Origin of the sequence: Citrobacter sp. Cpo090, from assembly GCF_030332665.1 — a bacterium.
Classification (GTDB): domain Bacteria; phylum Pseudomonadota; class Gammaproteobacteria; order Enterobacterales; family Enterobacteriaceae; genus Citrobacter; species Citrobacter portucalensis.
This window is the reverse complement of record NZ_JAOWHK010000025.1, coordinates 589,641-610,415: the sequence shown is the minus strand read 5'-3', so window position 1 is coordinate 610,415 and position 20,775 is coordinate 589,641. Positions and strand designations below refer to the sequence as shown.

Annotated in this window: 18 protein-coding genes; 7 read left to right on the top strand and 11 right to left on the bottom strand. The window is 51.0% G+C overall.

Features of this window, described 5'->3' with window-relative positions; all coding sequences use genetic code 11:
• Positions 1-7: 7 nt before the first annotated feature.
• Positions 8-1,600, bottom strand: coding sequence for a maltose/glucose-specific PTS transporter subunit IIBC (gene malX, locus OGY83_RS05450; RefSeq protein ID WP_048226592.1), 1,593 nt, complete (start codon positions 1,598-1,600; stop codon positions 8-10).
• Positions 1,601-1,769: 169 nt separating this feature from the next.
• On the opposite strand from malX, the gene OGY83_RS05445 reads away from it, so the two are divergent.
• A complete protein-coding gene (locus OGY83_RS05445) occupies positions 1,770-2,798 on the top strand; it encodes a Mal regulon transcriptional regulator MalI (RefSeq protein WP_286635427.1) in 1,029 nt (342 codons plus the stop codon).
• A gap of 47 nt (positions 2,799-2,845) precedes the next feature.
• Here the strand turns inward: OGY83_RS05445 and OGY83_RS05440 are convergent, their stop codons facing one another.
• Positions 2,846-4,354 (bottom strand): YdgA family protein, encoded by a 1,509-nt coding sequence (locus tag OGY83_RS05440; RefSeq protein ID WP_286635426.1) that lies wholly within the window; start codon positions 4,352-4,354, stop codon positions 2,846-2,848.
• A gap of 106 nt (positions 4,355-4,460) precedes the next feature.
• Positions 4,461-5,636 (bottom strand): mannose-6-phosphate isomerase, encoded by a 1,176-nt coding sequence (gene manA, locus OGY83_RS05435; protein ID WP_286635425.1) that lies wholly within the window; start codon positions 5,634-5,636, stop codon positions 4,461-4,463.
• Between the two features lie 262 nt (positions 5,637-5,898).
• Between manA and fumB the strand changes: the two genes are divergently transcribed.
• Together fumB and fumC are read left to right on the top strand one after the other, a co-directional pair.
• Positions 5,899-7,545, top strand: coding sequence for a class I fumarate hydratase (gene fumB / locus OGY83_RS05430; RefSeq protein WP_286635424.1), 1,647 nt, complete (start codon positions 5,899-5,901; stop codon positions 7,543-7,545).
• 141 nt (positions 7,546-7,686) lie between these two features.
• The gene (gene fumC, locus OGY83_RS05425; protein ID WP_181825567.1) at positions 7,687-9,090 is read left to right on the top strand and encodes a class II fumarate hydratase; all 1,404 of its coding nucleotides are present in this window, start codon (positions 7,687-7,689) and stop codon (positions 9,088-9,090) included.
• Here fumC and tus read toward each other — a convergent pair.
• The 3 genes from tus to OGY83_RS25170 all read right to left on the bottom strand — a co-directional run bounded on the left by tus (position 9,087) and on the right by OGY83_RS25170 (position 12,139).
• The gene (gene tus / locus OGY83_RS05420; protein WP_286635423.1) at positions 9,087-10,016 is read right to left on the bottom strand and encodes a DNA replication terminus site-binding protein; all 930 of its coding nucleotides are present in this window, start codon (positions 10,014-10,016) and stop codon (positions 9,087-9,089) included. The two genes, fumC and tus, sit on opposite strands and share 4 nt — an antisense overlap.
• A 73-nt stretch (positions 10,017-10,089) precedes the next feature.
• Complete coding sequence (rstB, locus tag OGY83_RS05415; protein ID WP_286635422.1) at positions 10,090-11,391, bottom strand: two-component system sensor histidine kinase RstB; 1,302 nt, start codon at positions 11,389-11,391, stop codon at positions 10,090-10,092.
• A 229-nt stretch (positions 11,392-11,620) separates the two neighbouring features.
• Positions 11,621-12,139 carry a hypothetical protein gene (locus tag OGY83_RS25170; RefSeq protein WP_353622040.1) on the bottom strand — a complete coding sequence of 173 codons (519 nt, stop codon included), beginning with the start codon at positions 12,137-12,139 and terminating at the stop codon, positions 11,621-11,623.
• 235 nt (positions 12,140-12,374) lie between these two features.
• Here OGY83_RS25170 and OGY83_RS05410 point away from each other — a divergent pair, with 235 nt between their 5' ends.
• Positions 12,375-12,719, top strand: coding sequence for a DUF1294 domain-containing protein (locus OGY83_RS05410; RefSeq protein WP_286635907.1), 345 nt, complete (start codon positions 12,375-12,377; stop codon positions 12,717-12,719).
• Between the two features lie 26 nt (positions 12,720-12,745).
• On the opposite strand, the gene OGY83_RS05405 is transcribed toward OGY83_RS05410, so the two are convergent.
• Positions 12,746-13,537 carry an MBL fold metallo-hydrolase gene (locus OGY83_RS05405; RefSeq protein WP_191212751.1) on the bottom strand — a complete coding sequence of 264 codons (792 nt, stop codon included), beginning with the start codon at positions 13,535-13,537 and terminating at the stop codon, positions 12,746-12,748.
• A 191-nt stretch (positions 13,538-13,728) separates the two neighbouring features.
• Between OGY83_RS05405 and OGY83_RS05400 the strand changes: the two genes are divergently transcribed.
• Complete coding sequence (locus OGY83_RS05400; protein WP_286635421.1) at positions 13,729-14,568, top strand: aminoglycoside phosphotransferase family protein; 840 nt, start codon at positions 13,729-13,731, stop codon at positions 14,566-14,568.
• 120 nt (positions 14,569-14,688) lie between these two features.
• Entirely contained in the window at positions 14,689-15,717 is a 1,029-nt protein-coding gene (locus OGY83_RS05395; protein ID WP_286635420.1) for a HoxN/HupN/NixA family nickel/cobalt transporter, read from the top strand.
• 52 nt (positions 15,718-15,769) lie between these two features.
• Here the strand turns inward: OGY83_RS05395 and OGY83_RS05390 are convergent, their stop codons facing one another.
• Together OGY83_RS05390 and rstA are read right to left on the bottom strand one after the other, a co-directional pair.
• Positions 15,770-17,110 carry an L-cystine transporter gene (locus tag OGY83_RS05390; protein WP_286635419.1) on the bottom strand — a complete coding sequence of 447 codons (1,341 nt, stop codon included), beginning with the start codon at positions 17,108-17,110 and terminating at the stop codon, positions 15,770-15,772.
• 236 nt (positions 17,111-17,346) lie between these two features.
• Positions 17,347-18,090: a two-component system response regulator RstA gene (gene rstA, locus OGY83_RS05385; protein WP_191212748.1), complete on the bottom strand. Its 744-nt coding sequence runs from the start codon at positions 18,088-18,090 to the stop codon at positions 17,347-17,349.
• A gap of 117 nt (positions 18,091-18,207) precedes the next feature.
• Between rstA and OGY83_RS05380 the strand changes: the two genes are divergently transcribed.
• Positions 18,208-18,543 (top strand): GlpM family protein, encoded by a 336-nt coding sequence (locus OGY83_RS05380; RefSeq protein ID WP_286635418.1) that lies wholly within the window; start codon positions 18,208-18,210, stop codon positions 18,541-18,543.
• On the opposite strand, the gene folM is transcribed toward OGY83_RS05380, so the two are convergent.
• Complete coding sequence (gene folM, locus OGY83_RS05375; protein WP_286635417.1) at positions 18,540-19,262, bottom strand: dihydromonapterin reductase; 723 nt, start codon at positions 19,260-19,262, stop codon at positions 18,540-18,542. The genes OGY83_RS05380 and folM overlap by 4 nt on opposite strands.
• Before the next feature lie 36 nt (positions 19,263-19,298).
• Positions 19,299-20,681, bottom strand: coding sequence for an amino acid permease (locus OGY83_RS05370; protein ID WP_123267139.1), 1,383 nt, complete (start codon positions 20,679-20,681; stop codon positions 19,299-19,301).
• Between the last annotated feature and the right edge of the window lie 94 nt (positions 20,682-20,775).

Below are 20,775 nucleotides of genomic sequence, written 5' to 3'. Positions count from 1 at the left end.
GTTGTCCTTATGCCTGTACGGTGTTCATCAGAACGGCGATCTCGTCTTTCACTGACTGGACCTGCGGACCAATAACGACCTGAAGGTTATGCTGATTGAGTTGTACTACGCCAATGGCGCGATTGTCCTTCAGCGCTTGTACGTTAACAAGCGACATATCTTTCACTGACAAGCGCAGACGGGTAATGCAGTTATCCAGACTGACAATGTTTTCCGCACCGCCCAGCGCCGCCAGAATGGCAGGAACGTTGTAACCGGATTTACCCGGTGCTCCCGCCATGACTTTTTCGATATTGCTGGCAATTTCGACGTCACGACCCGGGGTCTTCAGATTGAAGCGTGTGATGGCGAAACGGAAGATCACGTAGTACACAGCAAACCAGATCGCCGCTACAACAGGGACCAGATACCATTTGGTAGAGAGTCCGTGCAGGATGCCGAATACCACAAAGTCAATCAGGTTACCGTCCGTGTTACCGATGGTGACGCCTAACACTGCCATCACGGTGAAACCAAGACCGGTCAGCAGGGCGTGGATCACATACAGAACTGGGGCAACGAACAGGAATAAGAACTCGAGGGGTTCGGTTGTACCGCCGATCACGCAGGCAATGAGGCCAGAAATTAATAATCCTTTAATTTTATGACGATTTTCAGGGCGAGCGCAGTGGTACATCGCGAGCGCTGCCCCCGGCAAACCGCCGAGGAATGCCGGCATTTTACCCTGCGACAGGAAGCGGGTTGCGCTTTCAGAGAAGCCTTGAGTTGTCGGGCAGCTCAACTGAGCCTGGAAAATAGTCAGTGCGCCGCTGACGCTGTGACCGCAGACTTCCTGCGTGCCGCCAGCCTCGGTGAAGCGAATGAGCGCCACCAGAATATGATGCAGACCAAAGGGCAGCAGCAGACGTTCACCGGTACCAAACAGCATTGGACCAAATTCGCCCGCGCTGTTGATGATGTGGCCGAGCCCGTTAATGCCCATGGCGAAAACCGGCCAAACCAGGGGAATAACCAGGCCGACCAGTCCCATCACTACTGAAGAGATAATTGGCACAAAACGTGTACCGCCGAAGAAGGCCAGTGCATCCGGTAGGCGGATGTTGTGGAAACGTTCATGCAGCATCCAGACGATGATCCCGGCAATTACAGCGCCGAGGATCCCGGTGTCGATCGACTGGATCCCCAGGATATTCTGCACGTTGTTGGCCTTCAGGATCGCGGCATCTGTGGTAGGTAAGATACCTTTCGCGGTTAACCAGAAGTTGACGGCAAGGTTCATCACCGCATAACCAACAAAACCGGCAAACGCCGCTACGCCTTTGTTCTCGCGAGCAAGACCGAGAGGTATGGCAATACAGAACATCACCGGTAAGAAACTAAACGCAAATGAGCCTACTTTGCTCATCCAGGTAAAAATAGCCTGCAGTACCGGATTACCCAATGCCGGGATCAGCGTTAAGACATCATGACTACTTAACGAGCTGCCGATCCCTAACATGATCCCACAAAATGAGAGCAGAGCCACGGGCAGCATAAAGGTTTTGCCCAACTGCTGGAAAAATTCCCATAACGTAATTTTTGGTGTGGTTCTCGTCGTCATCAAACGACTCCTCGTAAAAGCTGGCTGACTAATGATGGCGAGAAGATAAAACGTTTTACCTAATTTTAGTGCGGTATAAATCACATTATCGAACGATAATAGAGCGTATAAATATAAGTGATTGATAAAACGTTTTATCCGTCACGTTATCAGGGAGTTTTCCGTTTTTATGGCTATAGCCAAAAAAATAACCATCCATGATGTTGCGCTGGCCGCGGGCGTTTCGGTTAGTACCGTCTCATTGGTGCTTAGTGGAAAAGGCCGTATTTCATCCGCGACCGGCGAACGGGTGAATGCCGCTATCGAGCAACTGGGGTTTGTGCGTAATCGCCAGGCATCAGCGCTGCGTGGTGGGCAGAGCGGTGTGGTCGGTTTGATCGTGCGCGACCTTTCCACCCCGTTTTACGCCGAGTTGACGGCGGGCCTGACGGAAGCATTAGAAGCGCAGGGGCGCATGGTCTTTTTATTACATGGCGGCAAAGATGGCGAACAGCTGGCGCAGCGTTTCGCTATGCTGCTTAATCAAGGGGTTGATGGTGTGGTGATCGCCGGAGCTGCCGGCAGTAGCGACGACCTGCAACAACTGGCCGCCGATAAGGGGATTCCGGTGGTGTTTGCGTCTCGGGCCAGCTACCTGGATGACGTTGACACCGTCAGGCCTGACAACATGCAGGCAGCGCAATTGCTGGTTGAACATCTGATACGCCATGGGCATCAGCGAATCGCGTGGTTGGGGGGGCAGAGTTCTTCATTGACCCGCGCAGAGCGTGTCGGCGGCTATTGTACGACGTTGCTAAAGTATGGTTTACCGTTTCATAGCGACTGGGTGCTGGAGTGTTCATCCAGCCAAAAGCAGGCCGCAGAAGAGGTGACCGCGCTGTTACGTCGCAACCCAACGATCAGCGCAGTGGTGTGCTACAACGAAACCATAGCCGTTGGTGCCTGGTTTGGCCTGATGAGAGCAGGGCGCCAGAGTGGTGAAATTGGTGTAGATCGCTACTTCGAACAGCAGATCTCGTTAGCCGGATTTGCCGATGTAGCGGAAAATGCACTGGACGATATCCCCATTATTTGGGCCTGCACGCCCGCGCGTGAAATGGGATATACCCTTGCTGAGCGCATGCTACAGCGCATTGGGCACGATGATGGTCATTCGCGTAACCTGACGCTTTCCGCCCGGCTGGTGGTGGCAAAATAAAAAAGGCCCGATAAGCACGCGGTTATCGGGCCTGTTGTCACGCGTATTTACTGTTGTGGGATAGCCGGGGCATCCGGTTCGCCGAGAGAAGGCATACCGAACATGCCAACAAACTCATCCAGCGGCATTTTTTGTCCGTTTAACGTAACCTGGCCGTTTGCGTATTGCAGGCTGGAACCGATGACGTTGTCCTGCATCGTTGTAATACGGAACATCTGACCCATTGCCGCCAGGCCATTCACCTGTTGCTTCGCCAGATCGGCCGCTTGTTCCTGCTGATAACCTTCAATTTTGGCAATCTGCGTCATGAACTCAGTCGCCATATCGACCGGAATCGTCAGTTTAGCATCCAGTGATTTGACCGAACGATCCACTTCCTGAGCCAGCGTTTGTGGTTCCTCAGTATTCGCTGTCGGATCTTTTAGCAGCAGTGACAGATTAAATGCGGTTTCACCTTTTGCATTTTTCCAGCTCAGTGGGGCAATGGTGATAGCCGGCTCGCCTTTCATCAGAATCGGCAGCGCATTGAAGAAGGCTTCAGTGACTTTTTGCTGGTAAAGCTCAGGGTTTTGTACCACATCAATCTGCGCCATCAGTGCCTTGGTTTGGGCACTATATTGCTGACTGAACTGGTGTAGTGCTTCACCGTCAATCTGGCCAACTTTCAGCGTCAGTTTACCGCTACCCATATCCTGACCCTGCAATTTCAGACTGTTCAGCGTGTAATCCAACTGGCTGTTGACAGTTTTACCGTCGTTGATCAGATCGGATTTACCATCAATACCCATGCCTTCCAGAACCGCCAACTCTTTACCTTCGACGGAAATTGACAGTTTATCGAGTGACAATTTCTGGTCGCCGATGCGCTCACCAAAGCTGGCAATACTGCTGGAACCCTCAGTTTTCAGGTTATTGAAAGTCATCTGTACTTTCTGGTCATACTCGTTGACCGCATTGACCACGCCGCTTTGCGCATTGCCTGTCAGCGAGACAGCGTTACCTTCTTTGTCTGCTGTAAACTGGAATTCCCCGCCGCTGAAGGCTACTTTTTCGTCGCCTTTCTCATAGTTCAGTGGTTTGAGGGAGAGATCGGAACGGGTATCGCCGCTGTAGCCGATACGGGAGTTAATGACAAATGGCGACTCACCTTTGGCAATATCAAACAGCGGTTTGGTAACGTCGTTATTGACCAGCGTCGTTTTCACGGAGGCCATAGCCGGGATCAGATTCAGTGATTTCAGTTGAGCCAGCGGGAATGGACCGTGATCGACGGTTTCATTCAGGACGATACTTTGCCCCGGTTTTAGCCAGGAATCTGCCTGCCCGGCGATGGGTTTCACCACCATTTGCAGTTGGCTATTGAACACCCCGCGCTGGTAGTTTTGATAACTCAGTTCAATACCCGCCTCAGGGGAGAAACGTTTTAACTGATCGTTTGCCTGCGTCACCATCTCGGCGAGATGCGTTTCAAGTTTCTTACCTGTGTACCAGGCACCGCCCGTCCAGACGACACCCAGCGCAACCACCACACCCGCAGCTACCAGCGATTTTTTCATTTCGATATCCATAAAATAAAACCAGGCGTTTGAAGACGCCTGGAGGAGTGACATGTCTTTAACTCACTACAGCTTAGCAAGAGTTGTTAAAAATATCAGTATCTTGCTATAGCTTGTTATAAACCCGTGCTAAACGACCTGCGCCACTGATGTTAACCGGCGATTCATTCGCGCCAATAAAGGCCGATTCACCCGGTAGCAGCACCAGGCGTTGCTCACCTTTGCTCAGTACAGCTTCACCCTCTATGCAGAACAAAATGGCTGCACTTTGCTGGCTGATATCTGCACCATTGGTAGTAAGGTCATGCAGGGAGAACGCAAAATCGTCAACCGGGATCGGGAAGTCCAGTTCACCATCAGATTCAACCGGCGTGGTCAGTAACTGGTTTGCTGGCTTGGCGACAAACTTCACGTTGGCGACCAGTTCCGGGATATCAATATATTTTGGCGTCAGTCCGGCACGCAGCACGTTGTCCGAGTTAGCCATCACCTCAAGCGCTACACCTTGCAGGTATGCGTGCGGGGTTTCGGCAAATAAGAACATAGCCTCGCCTGGATTGAGTTTTACCACATTGAGCAGCAGCGGGGAGAAGAGCCCACTGTCGTTCGGGTAGACGTCGGCGATCAGACGGATGGTTTGCCAGGGTTCCCCCTGCTGGCTGTTCAGCGCCGATTTCAGGATCGCCAACGCATGGGATTTCTCCTCATCCTGCATATTCAGCAAGCTGGCGAAAAGATAGCTCAGACGTTCCGCACTCGGCTCTTCCAGGAAATGCGCAATAGCCGGATGTGCGGCGGAAACGGGTTGTAACAATGCAACAATTTCAGAGAACTCGCGGAATGCGTTCATCGCCAGGAAAGGCGTCAAAGCAAATACCAGTTCTGGTTTGTGATTAGGATCCTTGTAGTTGCGCTCGGCCGCATCCATCGGGATCCCCGCGGCGTTTTCTTTGGCAAATCCGATTTCAGAGTTGTGCTTGTTAGGATGAACCTGAATCGAAAGCGGTTGAGCAGCGCAGAGTACTTTAAACAGGAAGGGCAGTTCACCAAAACGTTGGGCAACGGCATCGCCCAGCAGCGCGGATTTATCGTGCTCGATAACGTCGCGCAGAGCAACCGTCTGACCGTCAGCGCCGAGAACCTGCGAACTGCTTTTCGGATGCGCACCCATCCACAACTCAGCCATCGGTTGCTGAGTGGGGTTGGCAATGCCATAGAGTTCCGTTAACGCCGTTTTACTTCCCCAGGCGTAGTTCTGCACTGAGTTGATGAGTTTTTGCATTATCAAGCCCTGTTTCAATGTTGAATTTTCTACGGCTATTAAACCAAGAAACCCTGAGGGAAGTAACCTGCACATGTAAAAAGTCGTACTTGTCTCAGTTTTTGTTAAAAAAATGTGTAGGATATGGTGACTCGCTTTTAATACCCTGAGTAATTCCGGTTGCAGAAAGCTCTTCCTTCTACAACCGGATCTGCGGCAGGGAAGCAGGGCAATGGAACATCTGCCCAGAGAATAACCAGACCGAGCAGTAAGTGAGAGCACAATGTCAAACAAACCCTTTCATTATCAGCATCCTTTCCCCCTCAAAAAGGATGATACCGAATACTATCTGCTGACCAGCGACTATGTCTCTGTTGCCGAATTTGAAGGGCAGGAGATTGTTAAAGTTGCACCGCAAGCCTTAACCCTGTTGGCTCGTCAGGCCTTTCATGATGCGTCGTTTATGCTGCGTCCCGCACATCAACAGCAGGTAGCCGATATTCTGCGCGACCCGGAAGCCAGCGAAAACGACAAGTATGTGGCTCTGCAATTTCTGCGTAACTCTGACATCGCGGCAAAAGGCATTTTGCCGACCTGTCAGGACACCGGAACCGCGATTATTGTGGGTAAAAAAGGTCAGCGTGTCTGGACCGGAGGGGGCGATGAGGAGGCGCTGGCACGAGGTGTGTATAACACCTATATCGAAGACAACCTGCGCTATTCACAAAACGCCGCGCTGGATATGTATAAAGAGGTGAACACCGGCACCAACCTGCCAGCACAGATCGATTTGTATACCGTCGACGGCGATGAATACAAATTCCTGTGCATTGCCAAAGGCGGTGGTTCGGCGAACAAAACCTATCTGTACCAGGAAACCAAAGCGCTGCTCACGCCGGGCAAATTAAAAAATTACCTGGTTGAGAAGATGCGTACGTTGGGCACTGCGGCTTGTCCGCCGTATCACATTGCGTTTGTGATCGGCGGAACGTCAGCGGAAGCCACGCTGAAAACGGTCAAACTGGCTTCTGCAAAATACTACGACGAACTGCCGACAGAAGGTAACGAACATGGTCAGGCATTCCGCGATGTAGAGCTGGAAAAAGAGCTGCTGATTGAGGCGCAGAATTTGGGATTGGGCGCGCAGTTTGGCGGGAAGTACTTCGCGCATGATATCCGCGTGATCCGCCTGCCGCGTCACGGTGCGTCGTGTCCGGTTGGTATGGGCGTTTCTTGCTCAGCAGATCGAAATATCAAAGCCAAGATCAACCGTGAAGGTATCTGGATTGAAAAACTGGAGCACAATCCTGGTAAATATATACCAGAAGAGTTGCGCCAGGCGGGAGAGGGCGAAGCGGTACACGTTGATCTCAATCGTCCGATGAAAGAGATTCTGGCTCAGCTTTCCCAGTATCCGGTTTCCACGCGTCTGTCGCTCAACGGTACAATTATCGTTGGCCGTGATATTGCGCATGCGAAACTGAAAGAACGTCTGGATAACGGCGAAAGTTTGCCGCAGTATGTTAAAGATCACCCGATCTATTACGCAGGTCCGGCAAAAACGCCGGAAGGCTATGCTTCGGGTTCGCTGGGTCCAACCACTGCCGGACGTATGGACTCGTATGTTGATCAGCTTCAGGCCGCTGGTGGGAGCATGATTATGCTGGCGAAAGGTAATCGCAGCCAGCAGGTGACTGATGCTTGTCATAAACATGGCGGCTTCTATTTAGGCAGTATTGGCGGCCCCGCAGCGGTACTGGCTCAGGGCAGCATCAAGAGTCTGGAGTGCGTGGAATACCCGGAACTCGGGATGGAAGCCATCTGGAAAATTGAAGTGGAAGATTTCCCGGCGTTTATCCTGGTAGATGACAAAGGCAACGATTTCTTCAAGCAAATTCAGACGTCGCAGTGCGCACGCTGCGTTAAGTAACGTCAGCCGCCCTTCGGGGCGGTTTTTTTTACCGCACGAACCACCAAACGACAGCTTTATCCTCGTTAATACTCATAAGACCAATGCAAATGGGCAATGTCGAAACATAACCTAATCAACTGTTAATGTAAGGAGCAGGTAATGGTAACGGTACGCCGCGAGAATGATTCAATGGGAGCGATTGATGTTCCTGCCGATAAGCTTTGGGGCGCGCAAACCCAACGTTCGCTGGAGCATTTTCGTATCTCTACGGAGAAAATGCCGGTCTCGCTGATCCATGCGCTGGCGCTGACGAAACGCGCTGCGGCAAAGGTTAACCAGGATCTGGGGCTGCTGGCGGAGGATAAAGCCAGGGCTATTATGCAGGCTGCAGATGAGGTGTTGGCAGATAAACACCGCGATGAGTTTCCGCTAGCCATCTGGCAAACCGGCTCAGGCACGCAAAGCAATATGAACATGAACGAGGTATTGGCAAACCGTGCCAGCGAATTGCTGGGAGGCGTGCGGGGAATGGAGCGAAAAGTACACCCCAACGATGATGTCAATAAAAGCCAAAGTTCGAACGATGTCTTCCCGACAGCAATGCACGTTGCCGCGCTGCTGGCGCTGCGTAAATCTTTGATCCCACAATTAAATGTGTTAACCAAAACGCTCAGTGATAAGTCCCACGCTTTCGCCGATATCGTTAAAATTGGTCGTACACATCTGCAAGATGCAACTCCACTTACGCTTGGCCAGGAGATTTCCGGCTGGGTAGCAATGCTTGAACATAACCTCAGACACATTGAAAACAGTTTACCGCATGTGGCAGAACTGGCGTTGGGGGGAACCGCGGTAGGTACCGGACTGAATACTCATCCCGAATACGCCCGCCGGGTTGCGGATGAACTGCGGGTCATTACCTGCGCGCCGTTCGTTACCGCTCCGAATAAATTTGAAGCGCTGGCCACCTGCGATGCTCTGGTTCATGCCCACGGAGCGCTAAAAGGACTGGCAGCGTCGCTGATGAAAATCGCCAACGATGTACGCTGGCTGGCCTCCGGCCCGCGTTGCGGTATTGGCGAAATTTCAATTCCGGAAAACGAACCGGGCAGCTCAATCATGCCGGGCAAGGTCAATCCAACCCAGTGCGAAGCGCTGACCATGTTGTGCTGTCAGGTAATGGGCAATGATGTCGCCATCAATATGGGCGGGGCGTCAGGTAATTTTGAGCTCAACGTTTACCGACCGATGGTCATCCACAACTTCCTGCAGTCGGTACGCCTGCTGGCGGACGGAATCGAAAGCTTCAATGAACATTGCGCGACGGGAATCGAGCCCAACCGTGAACGAATCGATCAACTGCTCAATGAATCGCTGATGCTGGTGACCGCGCTCAACACCCATATCGGTTACGATAAAGCGGCTGAAATTGCCAAAAAAGCGCATAAAGAAGGGCTGACGCTAAAAGCCTCCGCCCTGGCGCTGGGGTATCTAACCGAAGCGGAGTTCGACAGCTGGGTACGTCCGGAGTTGATGGTTGGCAGCATGCGGCCAGGCAGTTAATCCGCAACGTACAGGTGCAGCCGGGGAATAATCAATCTCAACGGCTGCGCCTGAGGTTTAAAACGATGTTGAACGTTATCGGCATCGTAATTCAGTAACTCGCCGATATCCGGTACGGTCATTCCGTTGTCGTTGTTAAGCAGAGCAATCAGAGGCGTCGGGCAGGCATATTGCACCTGTTTTTGCTCTCCTTTGTACCAGACGCGGGCGATAGGCTGCACTTTTACCGGCCTTTTAATTTTCAGGCGGGCCTGCTGCGGTAAGGCGGCGATATCCTGATATTCGCGTTCAAGCTTCGCCTGCCACTCTTCACGTGTCCAGGGATGTACGCTGCGCGGTGACGTCAGGCTTTTTTCCAGTTGCTGCAGTACTTCATCGCGTTTCAGGTTTTTAATGATGTGCTTATTAGCCCAGCCGAATCGCAGGGTGGCAGGATCTCTGACAACGGTGAGCGTGCGATAGGCATTCAGTGTAATAAGCCCCGGCAGGTGGCGATGCACCCATTCGAAACGTGCTGCCGGCGCCAGCCCTGATTCCACTGTAACAATGCGCTCGAAGGTGGTTTTCAACTGGTTTATATGCTGGATTTGTTCTTCCAGAGCATATTGCGCCGCGTTATCAACCTGATAGCACAATACACCCGGTAGGCGGACGGCCGCTTTGCTGCTGCGGTTTTCGGACTGTTGCTGAATAAACAGGTGACGGTAATGGCGCAGTGCCAGCGCTTCAGCTTCTTTGCCTAAATGCTGTTTTACATCAATGTTCTGCAGAGGGGCATGCTCTGCCTCTTTGACCACTTCCGGTAACGAGAATACACGGGCAATCAGCAGCGTCTGCTGCAACAGGTTTTCGTTCAGAAGCGCCAGTTCTTGTTCCATCTGGCGAAAGGTGCCGTTCAGGCGGTCGACGAGATCGTAACGGGCCATAGATTTACCATTTTAGTTACAACATACTTTTTTATAGCACAACATCCGCCGCCTGACCACCGAGCAGAATAGGTCAGGCAACTGAAATTTCAGGAATGTTATGCCAGACGGGCCAACGGAAAGTAAACCGGGCGCCGCCAAGTTCACTTTCATCGCAGACAACCGTTCCGCCCATAGCCAAAGCAATTGAGTGGACGATGGCTAACCCAAGCCCGCAACCCCCGGTTGCACGGTCACGGCTGGGATCAAGGCGTACAAACGGTTCAAAAACCTGTTCGCGAGCGTCTGGCGCAATGCCGGGGCCGTCGTCTTCCACTACCAGCGTGGCTTGATTGCCGTTCAGCAGCAGACTGGCTTGCACTGTAGACTGGCAATAGCGCAGGGCATTGTTCAGCAAATTATCCAGGACCCGCTCCATCAGGCGCATATCCAACGCGCCATAGTCGCCAGTTTCGAGATGACGTAGGCGCACCATGCGACCAGGATTCACGCTTTGCACATCCTCCAGATGGGTTGTCAACCAAACAGGCAGGTCCGGTACGCTGAGTTTCAGTTCATTTTGCGGGCGATCCAGGCGGGCGTAGGTCAGTAACTCTTCGATCAACGCTTCCAGTTGGCCGATATCACGGTTCAGCGCCTGAGATTCCTGCTCGGTGAGGTTATCACTCATTTCCAGCCGGTAACGTAAACGTACCAGCGGGGTACGAAGCTCATGGGCAATACCATCGATGAGCTGTTTTTTACTGGCGATCAATGCATTGATGTTGTCGGCCATTTGGTTAAACGCCACGCCCAGGCGCTCAAAGCTGGAACCGCTGTCAAAATGCAGGCGTTCACTCAGATGTCCCTCACCAAAACGTTGTGCGGCGGATTCGAGTCTGAGCATTTCCTGCCAGTGCGGACGCATCCAGATCAGTACCGGGAAGGCCAGTGAGATAGCAATAAACGCCATCAGTGCGATGTCCAGCAAGCGCATTTGATGAAGAAAATAGAGATAGGGAACCGGGCCGACGGCCAGCACGTAATGGCTGCGAGGAATGCGTTGAATGAAGGTGTATTGATCATCAAGTGCCACAATATCGCCTTCGCGCAAACGCTGCATGGTTGGGGCATCCAGTGTGTACTTATTCAGCGGTTCAACGCGAAGGTCAAATGAGAGGTTTAAATCCATCTCCTTCAGCGTCTTACCCCAGTCGCGTGGCGGGATTTCGCGTAGTTCACTGCGCATCAGGTACAACGAGCTTTTCATCAAATCGTCGAGCGACTGTCTGCCTGCGCGTTCTGCGGTGAATTTGTATACCAGACCGACCAACAGGGTCATCACCAAAAAGCAGACAAACAGCAGGAGGTAAAACTGCACAAACAGTTTTTTCATAAAAAATCACCGAACGCTCAATAAGTTAGCGAGTGCACGTGTCCCTCAGGGGCAAAGTGGGCACAGCGGTATCCGCCGATGCGTGGGTTCAGAAGGTTATCTGATCACCATCTGGCGCGTTTATCCAGGCAGAGTACACTGTATAACTCTTTTCTGCATTCTTATGGCCGCTACGATCGTGTAATGACCTTTCGCGGGATCACGCATGGGCTACTACGCGATAAGTTAATCAAAATCGAGATGGGGTTGTTCTGGCGTATGTCACGACCGCACCTAAAAGGTTACTTCGTTTCTCAACGTAGATTGTGTTGTCATATTCGTAGTTACCTTCGGGATAGCAAATTCTGATGTTAGTTCCGAGATCCGGATCGTCAACATCAGCCCCCGAACAGTTCTTAGAACTTCCTGAAGCATAGGTGTATGGGGCGGTATAGGACGAGGGGACACCCGGAATGAACCAGGTTATCGACATAACTGTGATCAATGAAAAAAGCACCATGGCAATGCTGATGCTACCAAATAATTTCAGATAAGTTTGGAAGGGACTTTTTTTCATTATCCCATTACCTACCAGAAATAGGGTAATTAAAAATGACACTGCCAGAGAAATAAGCATCAGGTATTTGGATGTGAGCGGGTAGAGAAAAGTTGCTCTGTATATCGTTACCTTCCACCAGTAAAAGAGAAAAAATACACCGAGAAATGAGACGGTAACAAAAAACAAATATGGATATGAGTATTTTCTCATCCTTGTGACTCCAGAACAATTTCTCCATTTGGGTTTAATAAATTACCATTTGTTCTGAATAATGAAAACGGCTCTCTTGTTTGAATTGGCAGGTACGCCGCAGACCAGAGAATTTGTGCTATTTCTGAGAGTTATAGCCATAATAATAAAGGGGATATTCTCACCCGTGGCAGGGATGACTGACCTTGCGTATAATGCGTGCCGATACTTCCTGAAAAGTGCTGTGACTGAAAATATGAACCTCAATCGCTGTTGTTATTCGCTACTCATTTTCGCAGCGATCGGTTGCATTTTCACCACTCACCCTCTTGTTATATGGTTTCTGCTCGCCAACATACTGACGCTGCTGTTATACGGCGTGGACAAAATGGCGGCACGCAAGGACTGGCGTAGAGTGCCGGAATCCACATTGCTGGTGTTTGGCGTTGTAGGCGGGTGGGGTGGAGCGATTGCGGGTCAACAAATCTTTCGCCATAAAACACAAAAGCAGCCTTTCAAAACCTACTTTATAATCAGTGTGATAGTGAGTATATCTGTAATGGGCGTGGTTTATCAGTTTTATCCATTTTTACCTTCCTGAGCATGATTGGTGAATAAACTGCCGGTTTACCTGAGGCAGGAAATATACTTTTCACCTGAACGGCGCACAATTTCATCGGCATTTTGCGTAATATCTTTTCCCTCAAATGCGCCGTAAAGTTGCTTAAATTTCACTGTGCTCAGGCGTTGAGTGATGTCGCTGACGGTGGCGGCTGGCAACGGTAGCATATTGGGGTAACTCCACATAAATGAAACTGCATGCGCACCAGGCGTCACCTGGACGATGTCGCCGGAAAGCACCACGCCTTCGTCACGCGCCCAGTGCAGGACGCAGCCGCCAGCAAAGTGTCCGCCGAGACGTATCACCGTGACGCCACGGGTTAACTCAATGGTGTCGCCATCCCAGAATCGAATCCACGGGCTGTCGCGCATTACCCACCTTCTGTCGCTGGCGTGAAGGTAAATCGGCGCGTTAAATTCCGCAGCCCAGTCCTGCATGGTGGTGTAGTAATGAGGATGCGATATCGCGATAGCCTTAAGCCCGCCAAGGGACGTTATTAGCGTTTTTGTGGCATCGTCGAGCGTGGCAATGCAGTCCCACAGAATATTTCCTTCTGGGGTACGCACAAGAAACGCGCGCTGATCAATTGCAAAATCAGGAACGGTGCGGATGCTGAGGAGAGTACTGTCGTGTTGCTTCCACTTATTTGTATGTGATGCACACAGGGTGTCAAAATCGATCCATGTCTGCCCGTTCGTGGGGACATATTGACGTTCATCCTCGCAGATATCGCAATGTTCCGGGTGGGCGCCAGTTACCTCATAGGATGTTCCACAGGTTTTGCATAACGTGATCATCGTTTCCCCCTCATTTACTGAACACAGTCAGCATGGCACATAGCTACACAAGGATGTGCCTGTTAGTGCTCTACCCGGTAAGTCAGTGGTGATGGAAGTGGGTGGTTGTGGCTCAACCAAAAGAAAACAGGAATAATGCCGACACGGATTCGTTTTATTACCATCTTCCAGAGAAAAAATGAGGATATTGTTTGGAAAATCGTCTGTTCAACACCTGGCTCAACCGTTGGGGACTCACTCCAGATGGTGAACCGTTTGAAACGCACACTTCGCAGCTTTTGCCTGTGGTGGTCAAGGACGGTCGGAAAGCCATACTTAAGATCACCGACGATGACAGTGAACGGATCGGCTGTGAACTCATGGTCTGGTGGAACGGAAATGGCGCAGCGAAAGTACTTGCTCATGCAGCAGGGACGATTCTGCTGGAACGTGCGACAGGGGCAGGTTCTTTAGCGGACATGTCCTGGACTGGCAACGATGCGCAGGCCTGTCGCATTATTTGCCATGCTGCCAGTAGACTCCATCACACCCGAAATGCGTCTACGCCTGCGTTAACACCTCTTCACCATTGGTTTCGCGATCTGGCTCCTGCCGCGAAAAAGCATGGTGGTATCCTGACGCGTTGTGCTGCGGTGGCAAACATACTGCTATCTTCACCCCACGATGAAGTCGTATTACACGGCGACCTACACCACAGCAATATTCTTGATTTCGGAACGAGAGGATGGCTGGCTATCGATCCTAAAGGGCTGGTGGGCGAGCGTGGTTTTGATTACGCCAATATTTTTACTAACCCCGATCTTGCCGAACCCACCAGACCTGTCGCCATTCTGCCGGAAAGATTCACGCAACGAGTCAACATTGTGTCTGAAATCGCCCGCATTGAACGGCAACGTTTGCTGATGTGGATTGTTGCCTGGTGTGGGTTGTCGTCCGTCTGGTTTCTGCAAGAGGGTGACAGCGCAACGGTGCCTCTGCGTATTGCGGAGCTAGCGATAGCGGAACTTGCTTCAGGTGGTAATCAACTTTGATCTACGACACTGGGTTAGTAATTCTTAAGAGTTATCATTAGCCTGGTAAACGTTGTATTAATCAATCAATGAACGGCGGTATGGTGTGTTGTTTAGCTCAAATTTAGCTGGCGGGAAACAATGAACGCATTGTTTTCATTATTAAAAAAACGCCCGAATATTCTTTTGTTGATGGTTTTACTCATCGGGGCAAACATCGTGGCGTGGCTGTGGGCTTTCACCGCGTTTAGCAACAACACTTCGTTGCTGGCACTGAGTCTGATTGCGTGGTGCTATGGTTTGCGCCATGCCGTAGATGCCGATCATATCGCCGCGATAGACAGCGCTACGCGTAAACTCATGCAGCAGAAAAAACGTGCCCTGACGACGGGGGCCTGGTTTTCTCTGGGACACTCTACCATTGTGGTACTGGCGAGCATTGGCATTGCGCTGACTACCAGCGTGTTTAAGCAACATATGGCATGGTTTCAGAGTGTCGGCGGTCTGATAGGAACTACGGTCTCTGCCGTATTTTTGCTGATTCTGGCTACCATCAATCTCATTATTTTCTACCAGGTCTGGAAGGCATTCCGCCATCTTAAACGCACCGGTACTTACGATGGCACCACGGAAGACATTACAGTTTCAGGCCCTCTGAACTGGCTTTTCCGCTCAGCGTTTCGGCTGGTAGGTAAAGACTGGCATATGTATTTTGTCGGCTTTCTGTTTGGTCTGGGTTTTGATACCGCTACTGAAATTTCTCTGTTGGGAATTTCTGCTTCAAGCGCGTCCAGCGGCATGTCGGTTTGGTCAATTCTCGTGTTCCCGGCGCTGTTTACCTGCGGTATGGCGTTAATTGATTGTCTCGACAGTATTCTGATGGTTGAGGCCTACGGATGGGCGTTCAATAAGCCGCAACGCAAGCTCTATTACAATATGACCATTACCGGGACTTCCGTGATTGTTGCGCTCTTTATCGGCGGACTGGAGGCGCTGGGGCTTCTCTCTGACGCGTTTTCGCTCCAGGGTGGTTTGTGGGATACCGTCAGCGATTTGAGTGACCATATGGGGAATGTCGGATTTGCGATTATTGGCGTCTTTATCGGCTGCTGGATTATCTCCGCCGTAAACTACCGTTGGAAAAAATACGACGGACTGACGTTTAGTTGACACAAAAGAAAGCCTTCCAGGAACAGGAAGGCTTTGATCTTTTTAGGACTGACTATTTCGCGTTCACGGGTTGTGGTTTTTCAGCACTCTTTTTCAGGAGCCTGTTAGCCAGCACGCCAGACATCATCGAACCGTTCACGTTTAATGCCGTTCTGGCCATATCGACGACAGGCTCGATAGCAATGAAAATCCCCACCAGCGCGACCGGGAAGTTCAGCGTTGAAAGGACGATCAGCGCAGCAAATGTTCCGCCACCGCCTACACCCGCCACCCCAATAGAACCCAGCGCAATCGCAGGTAGCATGGCGAGCAAAAAATGTACTGATAGCGGATCAATCCCAATTGTTGGAGCAATCATCGCCACCATAATAGCCGGATAGATCCCAGCACAGCCGTTTTGACCCATGCTGGAGCCGAATGAAGCTGCAATATTAGCAATGGTGTTTTGCACGCCAAATTTTTCTTGTGCGGAAATAGCCAGTGGAATAGATGCTGCACTGCTGCGTGAAACAAATGCAAAGGTTAAAACTGGCCAGACAGTTTTAAAATAGTGAACGGGATTATTACCGCTCAGAACCAGTATCAGTGCGTGGACGATAAACATCATCAGAATCGCAAGGTAACAGGCAGCAATAAAGCCTAACAGACTGGCAAATTGTTCAAATCGATACGCGGAAAATACGCCTGCCATTAATGCCATCACACCATAAGGGGTGAGGGCAATAACGATACGCACCATTTTCATCACCCAAATCTGGATAGCGTTAATGCCAGCACTTAATTTTTCACCTTCTTGCGGGGCGTCTTGTTTGACCTTTAATAATGCCACGCCGGCAAGCAGGGTGAAGATAACAATGCCAATGACGGAAACGCTTCTGGCTCCTGTTAGATCGAGGAAGATATTCGTTGGGATCAGAGATGTAACCAGTTTAGGCAGTGAAATGGCGGCAGTTTTACTCACATCGTCTGCCGTCAGTGTGGACTGCATATGAACAAATGCACTGGCGTCCAGACCTAATACATGCGCAGTCAACAGCCCAATAAAACCGGCAATCATTACCAGACAGAGCATGCATCCGACAATGGTTAACGACATTTTCCCAATGCCAGCGCTGTTTTCGAGCTTATTAATGGCTGAGAGAATAGAGATGAAAATCAGCGGAACCGCAACCAGCTTCAGTAAATTAACATAACCGTTGCCGATAACATTATACCAGTCGATAACTGTTTTACTTTCGTCAGCAGCAATGAGATGCAGGGATAAGCCGATAACGGCACCCATAAAAATAGCGATGAAGACGCTTTTTGAAAGAGAGTGACTTTTTTGGTTGATTCTAAAAATTGCCCATGAACAAACCAAAAAGAACGCGATATACGCGAGCGTTACGAACATATTGTAGCCTCTTGCCTCATTCAGCACCTGAAATGCCGGAAAGAGTTTTGTTAGTGCGAAAAAAACCTATGAACCATAAGGGTTCAGGACCGCGACGGATTATAGGGAGGGGGGAGGGCTACAGCCACACAAAAAGTGTGGAACGGCGTCGGATGGTGTTTATATGCCTGTTCTGTAGACGATTTTACGTGACAGTGTAACGGATTCAGCCGACCAATGAGATCGGCCCGGTAACATTACTTCTGTGGCGCGTCGTCCCAGGCGTGCGGTGCGAACAGATAACCTTTGTTGCGTACCGTTTTGATTCGATAGGGTTCAGTCGCGTTATCAAGCAGTTTTTTGCGTAACCGGGAAATCGCGACATCGACGCTGCGGTCCATGCCGTCATAACTTACGCCACGCAGGTTCTTTAGCAACGCATCACGGTCCATAATCTGCCCGGCATGGGTTGCCAGCTCCCACAGTAATTCAAAATCAGCGGTGGAAAGAGAGATTTGCTCGCCGCCGAGCAGTACGGAGCGGTTGGTGGGATCGATAGTGAGTGTGCCAAAACGCAGCGTTGTGTGCGGTGTGATGGTTGCTGCCTGAATGCCTTTAGACTGGACTGAGTGTTCATTCTGGCGCAGGTGCAGGCGCAGGCGAGCCAGCAGCACAGCGGGCGGTGTTGTCTTCAGGATATAATCACAGGCACCCATTTCCAGCGCCAGGATATGGTTCATGTCGCTGTCCAGCGAGGTGAGCAGGACAATCGGGCCTTGCCATCGCCCGCGTAAATCGCGGCAGATAGTCATCCCGTCTTTTCCCGGCAGCATGATATCTAATAACACCAGATCGGGTTGAACTTGCAGAATTTTCTCCTCGGCCAAATCACCACGAGGTTCAACGATAACCTCAATATCATGCCGGGCCAGGTAGGCTGCAATCAGTGAGCCAACTTCGGGATCATCTTCAACAAATACGATGGTGTTCATATCATTCATTTTGAATATAAAACGCCAACATACACCGCCCAGGTTTTTCCTTCCATTAATCTTTTCTAAACAAGAACGCTTCCGTTATGCTAGGGGCTGATGTTATTGGTGTGTTAAGGCAGAGTGATGGGACTCGTTATAAAAGCGGCGCTCGGTGCGCTGGTGGTGGTGTTGATTGGTTTGCTGGCGAAAACAAAGAATTACTATATTGCTGGATTAATTCCACTGTTCCCGACGTTTGCGTTGATTGCCCACTATATCGTGGCCAGTGAACGAGGGATCGAGGCGTTACGTACAACCATTTTATTCAGCATGTGGTCGATTATTCCCTATTTTGTCTACCTTGTTTCACTGTGGTATTTCACCGGGTTTATGCGCTTACCCGTCGCGCTCGGCGGTGCAGTAGTGTGCTGGAGCCTGAGCGCGTGGTTGCTGATCTTTTGTTGGATCAAACTGCACTAACGCAGATGACGCCCGCCATCAAGGGCGAAACTACGGCCGGTGACAAAACAACTGGTTAGGAGATAGTCAATTAAATCAATGACCTCTTTTTCACCTGGTGCGGTTTTCATCAGTGATTTGTTCAGTGCCTGCTGGCGATACTCTGCATCGTCACCCTCGTTAAACAGGATAAGCGAGGGGGCAATCGCGTTCACTTTCACCTCCGGTGCCAGTTTGCGCGCGAACGAGCGGGTCATATTATCCAGCGCCGCTTTGCTGGCAGCATAAGCAATGTGCTTGTCGCTGCCACGCTCAACAACATAGTCCGTGAAATGGATAATGTCGCTGGCTGCGTGCCCATGACCGCGTAGCAATCCTTCCAGCGCGTGGTTGAGCAGGTAGGGCGTATTGACGTGGATCTGCATCATGCGTGACAGTACTTCGCTAAGCGGTGTGCCGGGTTTTTCGGCTACCCAGGCGCTGGCATTATGCACAATGGCGCGCAAGCCATCCGTCTGTGCTTTGACCTCATCAGCAAAGGCCAGCACACCTTCATCCGTGGAAAAGTCAGCCGGGATACAAATCGCCCCTGCTTCTCGCAGGCCTTCAATGGCAGGATAGTGAGTACGGTAGCTGACAATAACTGGCTGTTTTTGATTCAGAAAGTGCCATGCGACGGCGAGGCCGATACGACGACCACCTCCGGTGATAAGAATTGGCAAAGGGTTTTTTTTACCCATCGTAATCTCCATATGTCGCGAACGATGGGTATAACGTTACCCCATCAGCATCCAGGTAGCCGGCACCGCAGCAACAAGCAGCAGGCCGATCAGCGCCATTTCCTGGCGTTTTAATACGTTTTCATGCGTGTGCGTTTTACGGGCATAAAGGAAGACCAACAGCCCTGGCGCATACAACACCACAGACAGCAGTAGGTGCATCGGACCTGACGCATACAATAACCATATGCCATAAATACTCGCGCCGATACCGACAGCCTTATGAATCGGACGGGTGGCAATTTTTAACAGAAATGCGCCGACCAGCAAATAGGGCACCAGAATCATCTCTGAGGCGATAGTCAGTAACGTATTGTAGTCGGAACCTGTGAGCCAGATCAGCACAAGGCAGATTTGTACACAGATGTTGGTTAGCCACAGCGATGCCGATGGCGCTCCCTGTGCATTCTGTCGTGCAAAAATACGCGGAAATGCTTTATGCGTGGAGGCGAGGAACGGCACTTCCGCCGCCATAATCGTCCAGCTTAAATAGGCACCGCATACGGAAACAATCAGACCCGCGGCAATAATAATTTCGCCCCATGGCCCCATCATTTTAACCATCAGACCGGCCATTGATGGATTGCGGATCTCCGCCAGTTCAGGCCGCGCGACAACGCCGAGAGATAGCAAGGTGACTAACAGGTAAACGCCCAGTGCGGCGAGTACAGCCAGCAACGTGGCGCGACCAACATCGCGTTTGTTTCTGGCGCGGGCAGATACCACCACCGCGCCTTCCACACCGATGAAAACCCACAGGGTAATGAGCATGGTGTTTTTGACCTGCTCCCAGACAGGCACACCTAACGCGACGCCGGTGAAATCGAGAGTAAAGGTGTCGAGCTTAAACAGCATGAACGCCAGCACGATAAACAGGCCCAGCGGCAGTAGTTTTGCCAGAGTAGCGACCAGGTTAATGCTGGCCGCGGTTTGTACTCCCCGCAACACCAGAAAATGGACTACCCATAACAGTACCGATGCGCCGACAATCGACTGCCAGGTATTACCGTCGCCAAACAGACGTAATTCTGGTGTGTCGGTAAAGAAACTGAGCGCAGAGAAGACAATGACCAGATACGAAACGTTAGCGATAACAGCGCACAGCCAGTATCCCCACGCGGAGCAGAAGCCGATCAGCTCGCCGAAACCTTCACGCGCATAAGTAAAGATACCGCCATCCAGTTCAGGACGGATACGCGTCAGGATCAGCATGGCAAAGGCGAGCAAAAGGATACCCGCACCGGTAATCGCCCAGCCAATCAGTAATGCAGCCGGGCTGGCTACTGCCGCCATATTTTGTGGCAGGCTGAAAACGCCAGCGCCGAGCATTGAGCTTAAAACCAGCGCGGTCAGTGCGCTCAGACCCAATTTCTTTTCCATTTGTATCCAGTTACAAAAACGAGAGTGAGAGAACAATTATTTTGGCAAACCGCATAAAAATGGTGAAAGCCACTAAGGCGCGGGATTTTACGGA